Consider the following 18,685-nt stretch of genomic DNA (forward strand, 5'->3'; position numbering starts at 1 on the left):
GAATTGACATGTCCAATAACAGGGATGAACTCGCCTCGCTAAGGGCAGAAAACGAGCAGCTCCGCCTTCAACTGACCGAGGCCGAGACGCTGCGTGCTCGTGAGGCTCAAGCCCGGCGAGATAACGAGCACGTACGCAGCGCGCTTGCGGCCGGCGGCGTCATTGGCACATGGAACTGGCACCCGACCAGAGACAGCTTTACCGTCGACGAGGGTTTTATTCTCGCGTTCGGTCTGGACTCCAGCTTTTTGAATATAGAAGTACCTCTCGCCAGAGTGCTGGAAAACGTGCATCCCGAGGACAGACCAGGCCTGGACGCGGCGATCAAGGAAGCTGTCGTGCGCGGCGGAGCGTACGCGCATCAGTATCGCGTCAAGCGAGCAGATGGGAAGTATTACTGGCTCGACGCAACCGGACGCGTCGAGTTTGACCAGTACGGCCAGCCAACCAGCTTCCCCGGTTTTGTCATTGACGTCACCGAGCGACATGCGGCCGAAGAACGCCTGCGTATCAGCGAGGCTCTCACCCAGAAAAATGTGCAACGTGTACAGCTAGCCCTCGCGGCCGGAGCCATTATAGGCACCTGGACCTGGGACCTCTTGACGGATCGCTTCATGGTCGATGAAGCCTTTGCCGATGCCTTTGGTCTGGACCCCACCCTTGGCCAGGAAGGTATTCCACGCGCTCAGATCATTGCCACCGTGCACCCGGAGGACCAGGCGGGACTGGCCAAAGCTATTGATGAGGCCATAGCGCGGGGCGGCCGCTACGCACACCAGTACCGCGTGCGGCGCAGGGATGGCAACTATTACTGGCTGGAGGCCAACGGCCGCGTAGACCACGCTCCTGATGGCACGCCCGTCAGCTTCCCTGGGGTACTTATCGACATTGAGGGGCGCCGCGCGGTCGAGGCAGAACGTGATAAAGCCATCGCCGATTTGCAAGCCCTCAACGAAACACTGGAGCAGCGCGTAGCCGAACGCACTGCCGAGCTGATGGAGGCCGAGGCCAGGCTGCGCCAATCGCAGAAAATGGATGCGGTCGGCCAACTGACCGGCGGCCTGGCGCATGATTTCAACAACTTGCTTGCCGGCATCTCCGGGTCGCTTGAGCTGATGCAGGTACGCATGCAGCAAGGGCAATTTGCCGATGTTGAGCGGTATATGTTCGCTGCCCAGGGAGCGGCCAAGCGCGCCGCCGCCCTGACCCACCGGCTGCTTGCCTTTTCCCGACGTCAGACTCTTGATCCAAAGCCGACTGATGTGCAGCTGCTTGTCAGGGGTATGCAGGAGATGATTCAGCGTAGCGTAGGCCCTGGCATCGTCGTAGAAGTCGCGAACACTTCTGGCCTCTGGGCTGTCTTGGTAGATGCACCGCAACTGGAGAGCGCATTACTGAATCTATGCATCAATGCGCGAGATGCCATGCCGGATGGCGGACACATTAAGATGGAAACCGCCAACATGGTGCTAGACGAGCGCGAAGCTGAACAGCTTCAGATGCCGGCGGGCCAGTATCTATCGCTGTGCGTAACCGACACCGGCACTGGCATACCACCAGAGCTGCTCCCCCGCGTGTTCGAACCCTTCTTCACCACCAAGCCTTTGGGATCGGGCACCGGGCTTGGCCTTTCGATGATTTATGGCTTCGCCCAGCAGTCCGGCGGACAGGTACGCATCTATTCGAAGCTGGGAGAGGGCACTACAGTGCGTCTCTATCTCCCTCGCCACCATGGCAACATCGAAGGTGAAAGCCAACCCTCTGAAGCTCCCGAATTAAAGAGCTCCGAACAAAGCGAGACAGTGCTGGTAGTAGACGACGAGACCACGGTGCGAATGCTGGTCGCGGAGATATTGGAAGAGCTCGGCTACACCACGATTGAAGCCGGCGACAGCGCCGAAGGACTCAATATCCTGCAATCGGACGTGCGCATTGACCTGCTGGTGACCGACGTTGGGCTACCAGGCGGGCTCAACGGCCGCCAGATGGCAGATGCCGCTCGCAGCGTCCGCCCCAACCTGAAAGTGCTCTTCATCACCGGCTATGCCGAGAACGCAATTGTCGGAAACGGGCAGCTAGCCCCAGGTATGTCGGTACTCACCAAACCCTTCTCGATAGAAGCCATGACCCAGCGCGTGCGCTCGATGATTGCGGAGCAGCAGGGGACGAGCCAGAAATCGGAAGGCGCTGATTAGCGTCGCCCAGCCGCCCGAGGCCGGCAGCGCTGAGGTCGGCCCACAGACGGGAGTGGTTCATAATGGCCGAAGAATATGGCCAGCCACTCAGACTGAGTGTCGAGGAGACTGGGAAGTCGGAGTGACGGATCCTCGTTGACCAGGCGAGGCTCGCAGCTAGCTCTCTCCCTCGTGGTCACGCGCATAGCCCTGCATACCGGCAAACGCTGGGAGCCAGCGCGCGCGACGGCAGGTCCACACCTCGTAGGTCGGCACCAGTTGATCTCCCTGATCCAACACACCCAGGTGCACTTCTACTTCATTGTCGCTGCGCGCAAACACCGACGACCCACAACGCGGGCAAAAGTGACGGCCTTGGTAGTGCTGGGTTTCACCCGTGATGCTGACGGCCGCCTGCGGAAAGATGGCTGCGGCATAGAAAAGTGCGCCGTGGTGTTTGCGGCAGTCGTGGCAGTGGCACACACCCACCCGGTCGGGTAGCCCGCTGGCGACCAGGCGCACCGCACCGCACAGGCACGCGCCGCTGAAGGTCTGCACACTGCTACCTCCCGCGCCTACCACGTCGCCGCCAGCGAAAACGGCATACGCAATGGCGCGATCTCGCCCTGCCGAGCGCCGCACATTTCGTCGTGTACCACGTGCTGCACCAGGACGCAGGGCAACGCGGATAGTGAAGCTGGAAGATCGCGCAGCAGGTCCCGTACATGGGTGGTGGAGCGCAGGTGCAGCGTGTTGCCGCGTGCGTTCTGCAAGGTGCGACAGCCGTGCAGCAGATGGGCGCGCACAATATAAATACCGCCTTCAAGCGATAGCACTTCCAGCTCACGCACCTGACCCTCGCTGGCCAGCTTGATCAGTTGTTGCAGATTCATCAGGTTTCTCCTGGTTACCAGGGTAGACGCTCTCCGTTATAAGCGAAGAAGCCGCCGCTGTCTGCCGCTGTGCTGGCATCCACGACTTTTAGCAACTCGGCCGCTGCCTGTGCAGCAGGACGAGCATTGGCCGCGCCGCGAAAGGGCTGCGACAGCGGAGAAATGACGGTGCCCGGGTGCAGGCTGAGCAGGCGCGCCTGCGGGCGTTGCCGGGCCAACTCTATGGCCGCCGTCTTGACCAGCATGTTGAGTGCCGCCTTGGAGGCGCGATAGGCGTACCAACCGCCCAGCCGATTGTCCTCGATGCTGCCCACCTTGGCCGAGAGCAAGGCCATGGCACCACGGGCATCAAGTAGCGGCAGAAAGTGCTGCAGTACCAGCGCTGGTCCCAGGCTGTTGATCTGGAATACCTGTTGCAGGACCTCGGCATCTATAGCGCCGAGGAACTTTTCCGGCGCGATGCCAGGCCCGTGGAGCACGCCAGTGGCCAGCAGAATGAGCTGATAGGGCCCGTTGTCGGCCAGCGCCTTTGCCGCAGCCGCGATGCTGGGCGGATCGGTGAGGTCAAACGCCGGCGTGGTGTGGCGGCTGAGTTGCGTAACCAAAGCACAATCGGGGTCACGCTCCAGCTGCTCACAGAACGCCCGCCCCAGGGTCCCGCTACTGCCAATGACCAAGGCTCGGTAGCCCGCTGCGAACGAATGTAAAAACGCCATCCAGTCTCCTCCCGTTGCTACCCGGTCCCGACATGCCCGAGCAGGCGCGCCGGGGCGACGTAACCTGCCGGCCTTAGGGTTGTACACAGTTGCGGGGGCGACCTGCTATGGCACGCGCCCAGGCTGTACACGCTATCGTCTTAGCCGACAATAATCTATACACAACTTATACACAGAGAGAAAGTAACCGCGGCGGCGTTACGCGGGCGGAACCTGAAAGCGGGTCGCGGCGAAGCGATTGAGCAGCAGGTGCATCAAATAAACCGCCCCCAGAGATAACGTCACGGCGACGGCCAGCGACCAGAAACGGTACAAGTCGCTGTAAAACAGATCCTGCCGCGGGGAGAGGTACTGGCCAAACAGGATGGCCATGGTGGTGAGTGCGGCCATGCCCGCGCCGGTGCCGCCCTCCAGCAGATGAATGCGGGCAAAGAGCATCAGACAGACCCACAGGCCCATAGCGACAAAGGGCAGCACATCAAAATGGTCCATCAATACAAACTGCACGACCAACCCCAGATTGCAGCCCACCAGAGTGCCCAGCGCCCGGTTCCAGCCCGCCGGGCCGGCGCCGCGCCAGTTCAGTGGGAAGAGCACCAGGATACTGGCCACCTGGGCCGACAACCCGCTCTGCAGATTGAACACCTGAAATACAATAAACGACAGCGTGGCTACCGTGGTGGCGAGAATGACCTCGTGGCGCTGGTTGGTGAGGGGCTTGACGGGCATCTGGCGCGCCTGACGCGGCGCCACATCGCCAAATAGAACCTGCATCAACATAGCGATGAATACGGTGGTAAAGACCGACACAATATTCGAGGCGACGATGTCACCAATGTCCGCGGTGGGGTAACTGGCAAAGTGCAGTTGCATCGACATATTGACGATCGACATGGCGCCAAACAGAAAGCTGGTGCCGCGGCTCATCTGCCTGAACAGGAGCGCAAACATCGCCGCCACCAGCATGATCATGGGCACCGGCTTGTCGCCAAACAGGCCTTGCACGACCAGCACAGCGAAGCTGACCATCAGCATGTTGGCGAGGAACTGGCGCATCACGTGGGCGTTTAGCGTTGGCACCATGGCCAGCAACAGGATTGGTTGCACCACAAAAAAGGCACCGTAATTCCACCCCATCAGCTTGCATAGCAAAAAGCCCAGCGTGCCGCCAAAGGCGATGCGCAGACACTGGCGTACATCGTTGGCGTCCAGGTGCCGTTTACTGGTGAGCAATATTGGTCGCATGGGGCGCCTCAGTAGATATAGTGCATGAGGCTGACCAGACGGATCTGCAGACGACCCAACAACTGCGCAAGCCCGCCCACCGGATACAGCTGCACCGTGGCACGCGCGCCCGAGGGCAGTTGTGCCAGCAGCTGCGGTTGCTCCAGCTGCAGGTGAATGCGCTGACGCTGGGCATCACGCACCCACCGGTCCGACGTTTCCGGCGCCGCCAGACTGCCATCAGGCAGCAATTGACCCTGCTGGGTGCCGGCATCCAAGGCGACAACCCGCGCATCGAATACTTGTCCGGGCAGGGCATCGAAAACGATGGCAGCGAATTCACCCTGCGCCATGTGCACCAGCGATTTTTCGCGGAAGTCGGCGATCACATCGGCCTCATCACTGACCAGCGCGGCCAGCGAGTTGCCGACGCTGGCGTAGGTGCCGGGTTTGATCTGCAGGTTGGACACCACGCCGGCAGTCTGGGCACGCACGTCGGTATAGCTCAGGTTCAGCTCAGCACGTTCCAGATCGTTGCGCGCCTGACGCAACCGCAGGTTGTCTTCGTCGGTCAGCCCACGTTGCACACGCAGTTGCTCGGCACGCGCCTTGGCGCTGGCCAGGTTCGATTGCGCGGCTTGGTAGCGGGATTGCGCCTGGTCATACATTTGCTGTGAAACATTGCGGCTGGCCACCAGCGTACTCAACCGCTTGTGCTCGCGCGCCAGCTCGTTGACCTGCACTTGCGCCGAACGCACCTCCGCCTCAGCCGCTGCCAGCGAAGCGTCGTATCCAGTGTTGTCGCGCTCGGCGGCTTCCAGCGCCAGCTGTGCCTGTCGCACGGCCAACTCGTACGGGCGCGGGTCAATGCTGAACAGCACATCGCCGGCCTGCACATGCTGGTTGTCGCTCACCGGCACCGCGACCACCTGGCCACTGACCTGCGGCGCCACGCGAATGACCGAGTGCATCACCCGCGCTTGTGGCGTCAGCGGCATCCACAAATCCGCCGCCAGAAAGTAGCCGAACGCCAAGGCAAACAGAATCAGGGCAGCGCGCACCCAGCGCGCAAAGAGCTGATCAGGTGTCATTCACTTACCTCCTTATCCGCCAGCAGCGTTCTAACGTTGCTTTCCATGGTCAACAGCACGCGGGCAAAGGCGTCGAGCTGCTGGTCATTCAGGCCTTGATAGATATCTTCGCGCACCTTGGCGATGTGCACGGCCAGCTGACGCACCTGCTCGTGACCCTGAGCGGTAAACCACAAGCAATGCACCCGGCGATCGGCCGTATCACGCCGACGCTCGATCAGTTGCTGCGCCTCCAACTGGTTGAGAGTGCGGGTGAGCGACGGCATCTCGATGGCCAACTCGGTAGCTAGCGCCTGTTGGGTACAGCCCTCGCCCAGCTTGTCCAGGTGCATCATCACCGCCCAGCGCGCCTCGGTCATACCCAGTTCCCCCACCGCCTGGTTAATGGCGCCGCGCCACAGCCGGTGCACCCGGCCTAACGCCGCGCCCATGGAGGGCTTAAGGGTTTCGTGCAGAAAGGGTTTTGTGCTGGACGTCTTGCTCATGCGGTCTCCGAGATCAGTCTGTCAATCAACCAGGAATTGATTAGCTTGCTAAGCACTTATTCTAAACCGCCAAATATATTTAGCAAGCTAAGCAAAAGCACTTTTCGGCAACACTGCGTGTCCAAGAAGAAACACTGACCGCTGTCGGACTGTTGCCGCGCAGCGGATTTGGTTAGAGTCTCATGCAGCCCGGCACAACGGTGCCGCCCCATTACAGTCTGAGCGAGCGCTTCATGTCCTATATCGAAGAATCCCTTTCCAGCGGCGAAGCCATTCACAAGATCTTTCAGCTGCACTGGTTTGCCAAAGTACCCATGTACATCTGGATTCTGCTTGGTATTCCGACGCTGGGGATTACCTGGCTGATCGCAATCTACGAGTATTTTCGGCTGCGCTCGATTGAGCAGGGCGTGACCAACAAGCGGGTGATCCTGAAGACCGGCATCATCAGTCGCAACACCGAAGAGATGAAGCTGACCTCGATTGAAACCGTCGAGATTGAGCAGAGCGTATGGGGACGTATGTTCGGTTACGGCACGGTGAAGCTGACCGGCCGCGGCATCAGCGATGTGACCTTTAAGAACATCGATGACCCCATGGCGGTCAAGCGCGACATCGAGAGCGTGAGTAACCCGGTGGCCTGATCCGCAGCCGCTTTAGAGCAGAAACAGCGTCGCCAGACCAAGAAAGGCGAGAAAGCCAATCACGTCGGTCACGGTGGTGAGGATTACGCTGCCGGCCAGCGCCGGGTCTATCCCCAGGCGGCGCAGCAACAGCGGAATCATCAGGCCCGAGAGCGCGGCGCAGAGCAAGTTAAGCAGAATAGCGGCGGCAATGATGGCGCCAATCTGCCAACTCTTGAACCACAGAATCGCCAGCGCCGCGACCACCCCCGCCCACAGCAGTCCGTTCAAAAAGCCGATGCCCAGCTCCTTGCCCAGCAGCAGACGCGCGTTGCCGCCTTCCACCTGGCCCAGCGCCAAACCGCGAATAACCAGCGTGAGTGTCTGGCTGCCAGCGATACCGCCCATGCTGGCGACGATCGGCATGAGCACGGCAAGTGCCACAATCTGCTCCAGGGTGCCCTGAAACAGCCCGATCACCCAGGCCGCCAGAAAAGCCGTTACCAGATTGATGCCCAACCAGACCGCGCGGCGACGTGCGCTAGTCAGTACCGGGGCGAACATATCGGCCTCATCGTTCAGACCGGCCATGTTCATCATGGCCCGCTCCGAGTCTTCCCGGATGATGTCCATAACGTCATCCACCGTGATGCGACCCAGCAGCACGTCGTTATCGTCCACCACCGCAGCTGAAAGAATGTCGAGGTCCTCAAAGCGCCGCGCCACCTCGCTGCTCGACAGCATGACGTCGATGGCCTTGAACTCGGCATCCATCACCTCTCCCACCTGGGCATCCGGCGGGCTGGTCACCAGACGGCTGAGGCGCAGCACACCCTGATAACGATTCTTGCGGTCGACCACCATCACCTTGTCGGTATGGTCCGGCAGGTCTTCCAGCAGGCGCAGATAACGCAGCACCGAACCCACCCGCACATCCGCGCGCACCGACAGGTGGTCGGTGTTCATCAGGCCACCGGCGGAGTCTTCGGGGTAGGACAACATCGACAGCAGTTGCTGCCGCTTGCGCACATCCATGGCTTGCAACAGGTGACGACCGTTACCGGCAGGCAGATCCTGGATCAGGTCTACCAGATCATCCAGGTCGAGCTTCTGGGCGGCGGCGGCTAACTCCTCCTCATCCATCTCCAGCGCCAGACGAGCGCGTACTTCTTCATGCAGGTGGACCAGAATCTTGCCGGCGCGCTCGGCGTCGAGCATATCCCAGACGCTAGAGCGCTCATCCGGCGGCAGGGCTTCCAGCAGGCCGGCGGCCTTGGCCGGGTGCATCTGCTTGAATGCCTTGCCCACGCGCTTGAATTTACCGGCCTCCAGCGCGTCACGCACGCGGGCGATCTGCGTGGTAGCGCCGTGTTCGTCGTCTTCGTCAAGGTCGTCCGCGAGGTCATCATCCTGCGGATCACGCTGCAGCGCAGTGGCCATCAGGCCGTCGAGATGGCGCAATACCTGCTCTTCAGTATTGTCATCGACCTGCTGCCAGGCGGCTTGGCGCTGTTCGGGATCGAGCGCTTCCAGCACGCTGGCGACCTTGCCCGGATGCATGGCACGCAGCAACTTGCGCACACGCTTGCGCTTGCCCTTGGCGAGCGCTTCGGCAATGGCATCAAGCTCGGTATGAATGGCGTGGCTGTCGGCTTCGCTCATCGGCGCGCACTACTCCTGTGGCTGAATCGGACACGAACAGTCAAGGCCCCGCGCGCTATCGCCTCCCCTGTGGGCGAACGACGGGTAACGGCCGAAGCCGTCGGGTGGCAGGTGCTGTTTCAGATGCGTCCTAATGTACCCTTGGCAGACGCTGCGCACCAGAACACGGTCACCTTAAACCGCGCAGCAGGCCGAGCTTTCCCGCGACGGCCGGTGATTTTGGCCGGCCGAGCTCCAACCCTGCCCACGGGCGTTAAGCTGGCGCCGCTGATCGAGTTGGAACTCGACCTGCGCAAACAGACATTCAACCGTCCGCAAATAATTTTTTTCCACACACAAACCACATCAAGCGCACAAACCGCCTCTCCAGACTGGCCGCATTACCAATCCAGGTGGACCACAGGGAGACGCGAAATGAAGTATCTGATCGGATGGATAGTGCTGGTAACCGGGCTGCTGAGCCAGGCCGCCATTGCCAACGAGCATGACGAGCCCGGCACGGGCCTGTTTCTGCTGCGCACCGACGCGGCATCGGCCTGGCAGCCGGCGCTGCTATTGAACACGGAAATGGATGTGCAGGTCAGCGGGTCGATAGCCGAGGTACGCATTCGCCAGACCTTCAGCAACCCTGGCGGCGCCTTTGCCGAAGGGCAATACGTGTTGCCGGTCAGCGAGCAGGCGGCGGTGTACGCCATGACCCTGGATATTGGCGAGCGGCGCATCGAGGGCGCGATTCACGAGCGCGGGCAGGCGCGCAAGATCTATCAGCAGGCCAAAGACAACGGCCAGCGCAGCGGCCTGGTGGAGCAAAGCCGGCCCAACCTGTTCCGCACCTCGGTCGCCAACATTGGCGCTGGTGAAACCATCAGCGTGACCCTGCGCTATACCGAGTTGCTGCAGCCCGACGCGACTCGCTTCAGCCTGCGCTTGCCGCTGACCATGACACCGCGCTACGTGCCGGGCCCGGCGCCGTCAGACAACCCGCAGCAGCAGGCTGCGCCACGACCCGCGGGTCCTGAAGGGCCGATCGTACCCCATCTGCATGGCGAGGCTGCTTCACATCAGGCGCAGATCAACCTGTACCTGGACTCAGGCATGGAACTGGCGCAGGTGCACAGCCCCAGCCACGCCATAGAAACCCGCTACGACGGCCATGGTTATCCGGTCGCCCTGCAAAGCAACCCGGTGCCCATGGACCGCGATTTCGTGCTCGAATGGCAACTTCCCGCCGAAGCCGGCAATCAGGCAGCGCTGTTCAGCCAGGCCGTAGGCGACGGCTACTACGCCCTGCTCATGCTGTCGCCAGCGGCCGCCGCCCGCAGCGAAGAACGCCAGCCGCGCGAAGTCTTTCTGATACTCGACACCTCCGGCTCCATGCAGGGTGAGCGCATCCGTCAGGCGCGCCGCAGCGTTGTCTACGCGCTGGACCGCCTGCAGCCCGAAGACCGCTTCAACGTGCTGGAATTCAACAGCCAGTACAGCATGCTGTTCCGCGCACCGCAGCAGGCCAATGCTGCCAACCTGCATGAGGCACGGCGCTGGGTGCAGGGTTTGCCGGCCAGCGGCGGCACCGAAATGCTGCCGGTACTGCGCGAGGCCCTGACTCAGCCGAACGAGCCCGGCTACCTGCGCCAGCTGATCTTTATCACCGATGGCTCGGTGAGCAACGAGCGCGACGTGCTGCAAATGATCCACCAACGGCTACGCCAGGCGCGGGTATTCACCGTGGGCATTGGCGCAGCGCCCAACAACTATCTGCTACGCAAGGCAGCTGAGGTGGGGCGCGGTCAGTTTACGGCCATCAACGATGCCGACGGCGTCGGCGAATCGATGAACCGCCTGTTCGAAAAACTGGAATCACCGGTGCTGACCGATCTCGCACTGCACTTGCCGTCTGGCATCGAGGCGGAGACCTGGCCACAAAAGCTGCCGGATCTGTATGCAGGCCAACCTCTGGTCGTCGCGCTGAAGCTCAATCGCCTGCCCGAAGAACTCACCCTCACCGGCCAACAACCCGAGCCCTGGCAACAAAGCCTGGTACTGCCCGAGCAGCAGAACAGCGAGGGCGTGGCACGGCTCTGGGCGCAGCGCAAGATCGACGCCATGATGGACAAGTTGAACGCCGGCGCCGGTGACGACGAAGTCCGCGACCTGGTACTGCCGGTGGCGCTGGAGCACCAGTTAATGAGCAAGTACACCAGCTTCGTAGCCCTGGAACCGGTACCCGCCCGTGCCTTTGATGAGCCGCTGCACAGCCAGCAGATCCCCAACCTGAACCCGGTAGATCACCGCGCCTATCCACAAACCTCGCTGGGCCTGGCCGGCCTCTGGGCGCTGGCACTGGCCCTGCTGCTGGCAGCGATGCTGGTACTATTCTGGCGCCACCCGGCAACTTGGAGCCGCCGCCATGCGTAAGCTGCTTGCAGCGGTGCTGCTGCTCGGCGCCCTGGGTGTTGCCGGCCAGGGGCTCTGGCTGCAGGCCAAGGCGCTGCTGGCCCAGGTACTGATCGCCCAGGCCTGGGAGCAGCAACTGGCCAGCGGCGAGCCGGCCAAACCTTGGGCCTGGGCCGATACCTGGCCGGTGGCCAAGCTGACCGCCCCGAACGGCGAGCAGAGCTACGTGCTCGCCGGCATGAGCGGCCAGGCACTGGCCTTCGGCCCCGGCCAGCTGGACAACAGCGTGCAGCCAGGCGATGCAGGCACCCTGGTGCTGGCGGGTCACCAGGACAGTCACTTTGCCTTTGTGCAGCACCTCAAGCCAGGCCAGGTACTGCAGCTTCAGGGCAGCGACGGCCAGACCTACCGCTACCGGATTGCCAGCCAGCGAGTGGTCGATAGCCGCAAGGAAAACATCGAGCTGCAGTATCAGCGCGGCGAGCTGCGCCTGGTCACCTGCTACCCCTTTGCCGCACTTACCAGCGGCGGTCCGCAGCGCTATGTGGTTACCGCCTGGCTGGAGCCCCGTGCATGATTGCGCTGACCCTGCAGAAACCGCCACAATCGGTGGGTCAGTCAAGCAAAGAGCAGCCCATGGGCGACAGGATATTGATCATCGAGGACGAACCGGCGATTGCCGATGCGCTGCTGTATGCATTGGCCACCGAAGGTTTTGAGACCCACTGGTGTGCACTGGCCCGCGACGGCATGGGCTGGCTGCGGGAGAATCCGGTAGACCTGCTGGTACTGGATGTCGGCCTGCCGGATGAAAGCGGCTTTGAGCTGTGCCGCCGGATTCGCCAGTTCTCTGCCGTGCCCATCATGTTTCTGACCGCACGCAAGGAAGAGGTCGACCGTATCGTAGGCCTGGAGATTGGCGCCGACGATTACGTGGTCAAACCCTTCAGCCCGCGGGAAATCTCTGCCCGCGTGCGCGCCATCCTGCGCCGCACCCGCAGCGCGCCACCCTCAGCCAGCAGCGCCCTGGCCGCAGAGCAGGCGCCGCTGTTTCTGCACGATAGCGAACGGCGACGCATCCGCTATCAGCAGCAATGGCTCGACCTGACCCGCTATGAATACCTGATACTCAGTGCCCTGCTGCGCCACCCCGAGCATGTGTTGAGCCGTGACCAGTTGATGGACGCCGCCTGGGACGACCCCGGCGCCAGCCTGGATCGTGCGGTGGATACCCACATCAAGGGTATCCGCACCAAGCTAAAGCGCATCGCCCCCACGCTGGACCCCATCATCACCCACCGTGGTCTTGGCTATAGCATTGATATGCAGGCCGCCGAGGGGCAACCGTGACGCTCAGCAACCGGCTTTTGATTGCCTGGTTTCTGATCGCCGGGCTGGCCACAGTGCTGTTTCTCAGCAGCATTCTCAATCAGGTGCCCTCCTCGGTGCGCCAGGCCAGCGAAGAGGTGCTGGTGGACAGCGCCAACCTGTTGGCCGAAGTGGCAGAACTGCACTGGGACCAGGGCTTTGCTGTCGGCAGCCCGTTCAGCCGGGCGGTGGAGCGTTATCTCGCGCGCCAACTGGATGCGCAGATCTGGTCACGGCACAAGACCCGTAGCGAGCTGGTGATTTATCTGACCGATGAGACCGGCACCGTGCTCTACCACAGCGACCCACGCGAAACCGGCGCGGACTATTCCCGCTGGCGCGATGTCTCCCTGACCCTGCAGGGCAACTACGGCGCGCGCACCACCCGGGTGGATCCGGAAGACGAGAGCAGCAGCTTCATGTACATCGCCGCGCCCGTGTATCAGGGCGAGCAACTGGCTGGCGTGCTTACCCTGGGCAAGCCCAACGCCAGCCTGCATCCTTTCATTACCCTGGCACACGGCTATTTCTGGCAGCGCGGCGGCATCATCCTGCTCGGCGCACTGCTGTTGGGGGCTGGCATGTCGTACTGGCTGACGCGCTCGGTCCGCCGCCTGGTGGATTATGTAGAGCGTGCGCGCAACGGCGAACGCGTCAGCCCGCCAAAACTGGCCGACCGCGAACTGGCACGTCTGGCCCGCGCGACCGAAGCCATGCGCCGGGAGATCGACGGCAAGGCCTATGTGGAGCAGTACGTGCACACCCTGACCCACGAGATGAAATCACCGCTCTCGGCGATTCGCGGCGCCGCCGAACTGCTACAGGAGGCCAACGTCCCCGAACCCATGCGCAGTCGCTTTCTGGGCAATATCGACAGCGAATCGGAACGCCTGCAGCGGCTGGTCGACCGCTTGCTGTCCTTGGCTGGCGTAGAAAAGCTGCAACACCTGGAGCAGGCCGACACTCTGGATCTGGCGGTACTGATAAACGGCGAACTGGAAGCCAAAAGGCCGCTGGCGCAGAAAAAGAACCTTGAGCTGCGTTTCATGCAGGCGGGCAACACCCAGCTTACCGGCGACGCCTTCCTGCTGGAGCAAGCCATCAGCAACCTGCTGGATAACGCCATCGAGTTCAGCTTGCCCGGTGGGCGGGTGACGGTGCAGTTGGAGGCAGAGCAGGAGCCGCTGCGCTTGCGCATCGGCAATGACGGGCCGGCGGTGCCGGATTACGCCTTGAACCGGGTATTCGAGCGGTTTTACTCACTGCCGCGCCCGGATGGTCAGCGCAAGAGCACCGGCCTGGGTCTGAGTTTTGTCAGCGAGGTCGCCAAGCTACACCACGGTCAGGTGCAACTGCGCAACCGCGAACACGGTGGCGTGGAGGCAATCCTGACGATGGCCAGAGATAGCCGACCGCCAGCCGAGGAAGGCTCCCCGGCCGGCGGCCGCCGGTCTCACTCTTCGTAGGACTCGATCGGCGGGCAGGCGCAGAACAGGTTGCGGTCGCCGTACACATTGTCGATACGGTTCACACTCGGCCAGAACTTGTTGGCTGCCACCCAGGCCTGCGGGAACACCGCCTCTTCACGGCTGTAGGCACGCTGCCAGTCGCCGGTGATGTCGGCCAGGGTGTGCGGCGCGTTGTGCAGCGGATTGTCTTCCGCGCTCCACTCGCCCTGCTCGACCTTGCGGATCTCGGCGCGGATGGTCAGCATTGCATCGATAAAGCGATCCAGCTCGGCCTTGGACTCACTCTCGGTCGGCTCGATCATCAGCGTACCCGCCACCGGGAACGACATGGTCGGGGCGTGGAAGCCAAAGTCCATCAAACGCTTGGCGACGTCTTCTTCGGTAATGCCGGAGGCCGCCTTGAGTGGGCGAATATCGATGATGCACTCGTGCGCCACCCGGCCGTTACGGCCGCTGTACAGCACCGGGTAAGCATCGCCCAGGCGTTTGGCCAGGTAGTTGGCATTCAGAATCGCCACGGCGGTAGCCTGACGCAGACCCACGGCGCCCATCAGCGCAATGTAGGTCCAGCTGATCGGCAGGATGCTGGCACTGCCCCAAGGCGCGGCACTGACCGCGCCATTTTCCGGGTTGGGGCCATCCAGCGGTACCACCGGGTGGTTGGCAACGAACGGCGCCAGGTGCGCCTTGACGCCGATCGGGCCCATGCCCGGGCCGCCGCCGCCATGCGGAATGCAGAAGGTCTTGTGCAGGTTCATGTGCGACACGTCGGCGCCGATGTCCGCCGGCCGGGTCAGGCCCACCTGGGCATTCAGGTTGGCGCCGTCCATGTACACCTGGCCGCCGTGCTGATGAATGATCTCGCAGATCTCGCGAATGCCTTCCTCGTATACCCCGTGGGTGGATGGGTAGGTGATCATCAGGCAGGACAGCTTGTCAGCGTTGTCTGCGGCCTTCTGGCGCAGATCGGCGACATCGACGTTGCCTTTGTCGTCACAGGCCACCAGCACCACGCGCATGCTCGCCATCATCGCCGAGGCCGGGTTGGTACCGTGCGCCGAGGTAGGGATCAAGCACACATCACGGTGCGCATCACCATTGGCTTCGTGGAACTTGCGAATCGCCAGCAGACCGGCGTACTCGCCCTGGGCGCCGGAGTTGGGCTGCATGCAGATGGCGTCGAAGCCGGTAATGCTGCGCAGCATGGCTTCCAGCTCATCGATCATCTGCTTGTAGCCTTCGGCCTGGGCCAGCGGAACAAAGGGATGCAGCTGACCGAATTCCGGCCAGGTGATCGGGATCATTTCGGTGGTGGCATTCAGCTTCATGGTGCAGGAGCCGAGCGGGATCATCGAATGATTAAGCGCCAGATCCTTGTTCTCCAGCGACTTGATGTAACGCAGCATCTCGGTTTCCGAGTGGTAGCTGTTGAACACCGGGTGGGTGAGGAATTCCGAGGTACGGCGCAGTGCAGCGGTGATGCCCTGTTCGCCGCCGGCAACCTGGGTGTCCAGCGCGGCAATGTTCTGGCCGTGGGCGTCGCCCGCCAATACTTGCAGCAGGGTTTCCACGGTGGCGCGGGTACTGGTCTCATCGAGACTCACACCCACCGCATCGGCATCGATCATGCGCAGGTTAATGCGTGCGGCGCGGGCCCGCTCGACGATCTCGCCGGCCTTGCCGGGGACGCTCAGTGTGAGGGTGTCAAAGAAGCTCTGGTTGCGCAGACCAATGCCCGCTGCCTGCAGGCCAGCGGCCAGAATCGCGGTCAGCCGGTTGACCCGATCAGCGATCACCTTGAGCCCCTGCGGGCCATGATAGACCGCGTAGAAGCTGGCGATATTGGCCAGCAGCACCTGCGCGGTACAGATGTTGGAGTTGGCCTTCTCACGGCGAATGTGCTGCTCGCGGGTCTGCAGCGCCATGCGCAGGGCGCGGTTGCCGCGGGTATCGACCGACACCCCGATGATGCGGCCGGGCATGGCCCGCTTGTAGGCATCACGGGTGGCAAAGAAAGCCGCGTGCGGTCCGCCGTAGCCCATGGGAACGCCAAACCGCTGGGCGGAGCCGAACACCACGTCGGCGCCCAACTCACCCGGCGCAGTCAGCTTTACCAGCGCCAGCAAATCAGCGGAAACACAGGCCAGACCTTTCTGCGCCTGAACCTGCTCAATCAACGGCTTGATATCGCGAATTTCGCCCCAGGTCGTCGGGTACTGGAACAGCGCGCCAAACACCTCGTGCTCGCCCAGCTTGCTGACATCATCCACCACCACGTCAAAGCCAAAGGCTTCGGCGCGGGTCAGTACCACGGAAATGGTCTGCGGATGGCAGTCTTCGTCGACAAAGAACAGGTTGCTCTTGCTCTTGGCGACGCGTTTGGCCAACGCCATGGCTTCGGCGGCGGCGGTGGCTTCATCCAGCAGCGAGGCGCTGGCCAGTTCCATGCCGGTCAGGTCGATGGTCAACTGCTGAAAGTTCAGCAGCGATTCCAGACGGCCTTGGGCGATTTCCGGCTGGTAAGGCGTATAAGCGGTGTACCAGCCCGGATTTTCCAGCACGTTGCGCAGAATCACCGTGGGCGTCAGGGTGCCGTGGTAACCCATGCCGATGCAGGAGGTAAACACCTGGTTTCGCGACGCCACCTGCTTCAGGTAACTCAGCACTTCAGCTTCGCTGCGCGGCGCGCCCAGCTCCAGCAGCTCATTGCGCAGAATGCTCTGCGGCACGGTCTGACCAACCAGGTCCTCCAGCGAAGCGGCGCCGAGGGCGTCGAGCATGGCTTGCTGCTCGGCGGCGTCGGGGCCGATATGCCGGCGGATAAAGTCGTCGGTCTGTTCCAGATCAGTGAGGCTGAACGCGTTACTCATGGGTGGTTACCTGCAAAAGACAAGTGAAGCAAAAGAAGGAAAGCAAAAAGCCCCGACATAAATCAGGGCTTTGACTGCAACGGGGAAAACCGCAGATCAGATGGACGCGCTGTAGGCGTCGGCATCCAGCAGCTTGTCCAGTTCGCTGGTGTCGCTGGGCTTGATCTTGAAGAACCAGGCCTCACCGTAGGGCTCGCTGTTGACCAATTCGGGGGAGTCGGCCAGCGCTTCGTTAACCGCGATCACTTCCCCGCTGATGGGTGCGTAGATATCGGAGGCGGCCTTGACCGACTCTACCACGGCGCACTCTTCGCCGGCGCTGACCTGACGGCCCACATCCGGACATTCAACGAAAACCACATCGCCCAGCAGATCCTGAGCGTGATCGGTAATACCCACGGTGACGGTGCCGTCAGCTTCCAGGCGGGTCCATTCGTGGCTGGAGGCGTAACGCAGATCGGCAGGAATGTTGCTCATTGGACTGTCCTCAAAATATAAACGTAAAGTTGTTCGGCTTATTCAGCTCACTCAACAACGGATTGGCCGTTGCGCACGAAGCAGGGTTTGACCACCCGCACATCCAGCTGCTTGCCACGGATTTCTACCTTGGCGCTGCTGCCGGTGCCGCGCGGCACGCGGGCCAGTGCAATCGAGTAGCCCAGCGTAGGCGAGAAGGTGCCGCTGGTGATTTCACCTTCGCCAACGCCTTCAACAATCACTTTCTGATGGCCGCGCAGGACGGCACGCTCGGACAGCACCAGGCCGACCAGCTTGGGCTGATCACCCGCCTCTTTCTGTGCAGTTACTGCCGCACGACCGATGAACTCACGCTCGCTCGGCTCCCAGGCGATGGTCCAGGCCATGTTGGCCGCCAGCGGCGAGATGCTCTCATCCATGTCGGACCCGTACAGGTTCATGCCGGCTTCAAGGCGCAGAGTATCGCGCGCACCGAGGCCGCAGGGCTTGCAACCAGCGGCCAGTAGCGCGTCCCACAAGGCGGCTGCCTCTTCACCTGGGAGCATGATTTCGAGCCCGTCCTCACCGGTATACCCGGTGCGACCGATAAACCAGCTACCTTCTGGCAAACCCTGAAAGGGCTTGAGGTCGCTGATCAGCGCGGCTCGCGCATCGGATACCACGCTCTTGGCCACTTCAATGGCACGCGGGCCCTGCACGGCGATCATCGCCAGGTCAGGGCGCTCGGTCAGGGTAACGGCGAACGACTCAGCCTGACGGTTCATCCAGGCCAGATCCTTTTCGCGCGTTGCCGCGTTGACCACGACCCGGTAGCCGTCCACGGTCAGATAAACGATCAGGTCATCGATCACGCCACCCTCTTCGTTCAGCATGCCGCTATACAGCGCCTTGCCGGAGGATTTGAGCCGCGCCACGTCGTTGGCCAGCAGAAACTGAAGATAGTTCTGCGCCTCGGTGCCGGTGACATCCACCACCGTCATGTGTGACACATCGAACATGCCCAGATCACGACGCACCTGATGGTGCTCTTCGAGCTGTGACCCGTAGTTGAGAGGCATGTCCCAGCCGCCAAAATCAACGATCTTGGCGCCGGCCGCGAGGTGCTGGTCGTACAGGGGGGTCCGCAAGGCCATGCAGCAGTCCTTCAGTCTGTAGGATTTCAAAGCCGGGATTGTAGCCGCAAACCGGTACGCTGTGCAGCCCTTCACCCAGCCCCGCGATTAGCGGCGCGGCAAGCGT

Annotated in this window: 16 protein-coding genes; 6 read left to right on the top strand and 10 right to left on the bottom strand. The window is 62.1% G+C overall.

Translation table 11 applies throughout. The features are described from left to right. Positions 1-8 precede the first annotated feature (8 nt). A complete protein-coding gene (locus tag V7747_RS04865) occupies positions 9-2,195 on the top strand; it encodes a PAS domain-containing protein (RefSeq protein ID WP_335614935.1) in 2,187 nt (728 codons plus the stop codon). A 156-nt stretch (positions 2,196-2,351) separates the two neighbouring features. On the opposite strand, the gene V7747_RS04870 is transcribed toward V7747_RS04865, so the two are convergent. The 6 genes from V7747_RS04870 to V7747_RS04895 form a co-directional block, all read right to left on the bottom strand. After that, positions 2,352-2,732: a GFA family protein gene (locus tag V7747_RS04870; protein WP_335614936.1), complete on the bottom strand. Its 381-nt coding sequence runs from the start codon at positions 2,730-2,732 to the stop codon at positions 2,352-2,354. Positions 2,733-2,749: 17 nt separating this feature from the next. Then, positions 2,750-3,067: a DUF6482 family protein gene (locus V7747_RS04875; protein WP_335614937.1), complete on the bottom strand. Its 318-nt coding sequence runs from the start codon at positions 3,065-3,067 to the stop codon at positions 2,750-2,752. A 14-nt stretch (positions 3,068-3,081) separates the two neighbouring features. Continuing rightward, positions 3,082-3,783, bottom strand: a complete 702-nt coding sequence (locus V7747_RS04880; protein ID WP_335614938.1) for an SDR family NAD(P)-dependent oxidoreductase — start codon at positions 3,781-3,783, stop codon at positions 3,082-3,084. A 198-nt stretch (positions 3,784-3,981) separates the two neighbouring features. Continuing rightward, positions 3,982-5,028, bottom strand: a complete 1,047-nt coding sequence (locus V7747_RS04885) for a DUF2955 domain-containing protein (RefSeq protein ID WP_335614939.1) — start codon at positions 5,026-5,028, stop codon at positions 3,982-3,984. Between the two features lie 8 nt (positions 5,029-5,036). After that, entirely contained in the window at positions 5,037-6,098 is a 1,062-nt protein-coding gene (locus V7747_RS04890) for an HlyD family secretion protein (RefSeq protein WP_335614940.1), read from the bottom strand. After that, complete coding sequence (locus V7747_RS04895) at positions 6,095-6,583, bottom strand: MarR family winged helix-turn-helix transcriptional regulator (protein ID WP_335614941.1); 489 nt, start codon at positions 6,581-6,583, stop codon at positions 6,095-6,097. The genes V7747_RS04890 and V7747_RS04895 overlap by 4 nt, the downstream gene beginning before the upstream one ends. Positions 6,584-6,765: 182 nt before the next feature. Between V7747_RS04895 and V7747_RS04900 the strand changes: the two genes are divergently transcribed. Then, positions 6,766-7,227 carry a PH domain-containing protein gene (locus V7747_RS04900; RefSeq protein ID WP_335614942.1) on the top strand — a complete coding sequence of 154 codons (462 nt, stop codon included), beginning with the start codon at positions 6,766-6,768 and terminating at the stop codon, positions 7,225-7,227. A gap of 12 nt (positions 7,228-7,239) precedes the next feature. Here V7747_RS04900 and mgtE read toward each other — a convergent pair whose 3' ends face one another. Beyond that, positions 7,240-8,868, bottom strand: coding sequence for a magnesium transporter (gene mgtE, locus V7747_RS04905; protein WP_335614943.1), 1,629 nt, complete (start codon positions 8,866-8,868; stop codon positions 7,240-7,242). 414 nt (positions 8,869-9,282) lie between these two features. Here mgtE and V7747_RS04910 point away from each other — a divergent pair, with 414 nt between their 5' ends. The 4 genes from V7747_RS04910 to creC are packed head-to-tail and all read left to right on the top strand — an operon-like array spanning position 9,283 to position 14,096. Beyond that, positions 9,283-11,283 (top strand): marine proteobacterial sortase target protein, encoded by a 2,001-nt coding sequence (locus V7747_RS04910; protein WP_335614944.1) that lies wholly within the window; start codon positions 9,283-9,285, stop codon positions 11,281-11,283. Continuing rightward, the gene (locus V7747_RS04915; RefSeq protein ID WP_335614945.1) at positions 11,276-11,839 is read left to right on the top strand and encodes a class GN sortase; all 564 of its coding nucleotides are present in this window, start codon (positions 11,276-11,278) and stop codon (positions 11,837-11,839) included. The genes V7747_RS04910 and V7747_RS04915 overlap by 8 nt, the downstream gene beginning before the upstream one ends. Before the next feature lie 59 nt (positions 11,840-11,898). After that, complete coding sequence (gene creB, locus V7747_RS04920) at positions 11,899-12,612, top strand: two-component system response regulator CreB (protein ID WP_335615215.1); 714 nt, start codon at positions 11,899-11,901, stop codon at positions 12,610-12,612. Continuing rightward, positions 12,609-14,096 (top strand): two-component system sensor histidine kinase CreC, encoded by a 1,488-nt coding sequence (gene creC, locus V7747_RS04925; RefSeq protein ID WP_335614946.1) that lies wholly within the window; start codon positions 12,609-12,611, stop codon positions 14,094-14,096. Before creB ends, creC begins: the two co-directional genes overlap by 4 nt. Here the strand turns inward: creC and gcvP are convergent. From gcvP to gcvT, 3 genes are all read right to left on the bottom strand, one after another. Further along, positions 14,084-16,969 (bottom strand): aminomethyl-transferring glycine dehydrogenase, encoded by a 2,886-nt coding sequence (gcvP, locus tag V7747_RS04930; RefSeq protein ID WP_335614947.1) that lies wholly within the window; start codon positions 16,967-16,969, stop codon positions 14,084-14,086. The genes creC and gcvP overlap by 13 nt on opposite strands. A 96-nt stretch (positions 16,970-17,065) precedes the next feature. Further along, the gene (gene gcvH, locus V7747_RS04935) at positions 17,066-17,446 is read right to left on the bottom strand and encodes a glycine cleavage system protein GcvH (protein WP_335614948.1); all 381 of its coding nucleotides are present in this window, start codon (positions 17,444-17,446) and stop codon (positions 17,066-17,068) included. 47 nt (positions 17,447-17,493) lie between these two features. Then, positions 17,494-18,579, bottom strand: a complete 1,086-nt coding sequence (gene gcvT, locus V7747_RS04940; RefSeq protein ID WP_335614949.1) for a glycine cleavage system aminomethyltransferase GcvT — start codon at positions 18,577-18,579, stop codon at positions 17,494-17,496. Positions 18,580-18,685: the final 106 nt, after the last annotated feature.

It is taken from the genome of Halopseudomonas sp., assembly GCF_036960865.1.
Classification (GTDB): Bacteria; Pseudomonadota; Gammaproteobacteria; order Pseudomonadales; family Pseudomonadaceae; genus Halopseudomonas.

What these genes read in the sequence shown, in the direction of transcription:
- V7747_RS04865 (WP_335614935.1), top strand. Translation starts at nt 9, where the DNA reads ATGTCCAATAACAGGGATGAACTCGCCTCGCTAAGGGCAGAAAACGAG.
- V7747_RS04875 (WP_335614937.1), bottom strand. Translation starts at nt 3,067, where the DNA reads ATGAATCTGCAACAACTGATCAAGCTGGCCAGCGAGGGTCAGGTGCGT.
- V7747_RS04880 (WP_335614938.1), bottom strand. Translation starts at nt 3,783, where the DNA reads ATGGCGTTTTTACATTCGTTCGCAGCGGGCTACCGAGCCTTGGTCATT.
- V7747_RS04885 (WP_335614939.1), bottom strand. Translation starts at nt 5,028, where the DNA reads ATGCGACCAATATTGCTCACCAGTAAACGGCACCTGGACGCCAACGAT.
- V7747_RS04890 (WP_335614940.1), bottom strand. Translation starts at nt 6,098, where the DNA reads ATGACACCTGATCAGCTCTTTGCGCGCTGGGTGCGCGCTGCCCTGATT.
- V7747_RS04895 (WP_335614941.1), bottom strand. Translation starts at nt 6,583, where the DNA reads ATGAGCAAGACGTCCAGCACAAAACCCTTTCTGCACGAAACCCTTAAG.
- V7747_RS04900 (WP_335614942.1), top strand. Translation starts at nt 6,766, where the DNA reads ATGCAGCCCGGCACAACGGTGCCGCCCCATTACAGTCTGAGCGAGCGC.
- mgtE (WP_335614943.1), bottom strand. Translation starts at nt 8,868, where the DNA reads ATGAGCGAAGCCGACAGCCACGCCATTCATACCGAGCTTGATGCCATT.
- V7747_RS04910 (WP_335614944.1), top strand. Translation starts at nt 9,283, where the DNA reads ATGAAGTATCTGATCGGATGGATAGTGCTGGTAACCGGGCTGCTGAGC.
- V7747_RS04915 (WP_335614945.1), top strand. Translation starts at nt 11,276, where the DNA reads ATGCGTAAGCTGCTTGCAGCGGTGCTGCTGCTCGGCGCCCTGGGTGTT.
- creB (WP_335615215.1), top strand. Translation starts at nt 11,899, where the DNA reads ATGGGCGACAGGATATTGATCATCGAGGACGAACCGGCGATTGCCGAT.
- gcvP (WP_335614947.1), bottom strand. Translation starts at nt 16,969, where the DNA reads ATGAGTAACGCGTTCAGCCTCACTGATCTGGAACAGACCGACGACTTT.
- gcvH (WP_335614948.1), bottom strand. Translation starts at nt 17,446, where the DNA reads ATGAGCAACATTCCTGCCGATCTGCGTTACGCCTCCAGCCACGAATGG.
- gcvT (WP_335614949.1), bottom strand. Translation starts at nt 18,579, where the DNA reads ATGGCCTTGCGGACCCCCCTGTACGACCAGCACCTCGCGGCCGGCGCC.